At 43.6% G+C, this 289-nt stretch carries 1 protein-coding gene; it reads right to left on the bottom strand.

Translation table 11 applies throughout. From position 1 onward, the window contains the following. Positions 1–289, bottom strand: a 289-nt coding sequence (locus tag AAEY94_RS20640; protein ID WP_350979905.1) for an ATP-binding protein, incomplete at both ends; no start/stop codon positions are given.

Genomic DNA, 289 nt, shown 5'->3' with positions numbered 1-289 from the left:
AGATACTGGTGCCTAATCCAGTGCCGCCAAAGCGTCGGCTCATGGAAGCATCGGCTTGTGTGAACGGATCAAAAATACTTTTTAAGCGTTCTGGAGGAATACCTATGCCGGAGTCTTGTACGCTAAAACGTATGCTTTTATCACTGTTTTGGGAAACGGTCAGAGTTACATAACCTTTTTCGGTGAATTTTATGGCATTGCCTAAAATATTCATTAGCACTTGTCGTATGCGGTCTTCTGCGCCTAAATAAGCCCGCACAACATCCGTCTCTATTTCAAAGTGTAGTTC

It is taken from the genome of Shewanella sp. AC34-MNA-CIBAN-0136 (assembly GCF_040309945.1).
In the GTDB taxonomy this organism is placed as follows: domain Bacteria; phylum Pseudomonadota; class Gammaproteobacteria; order Enterobacterales; family Shewanellaceae; genus Shewanella.
This window is presented reverse-complemented; position numbering and strand designations above follow the sequence as displayed.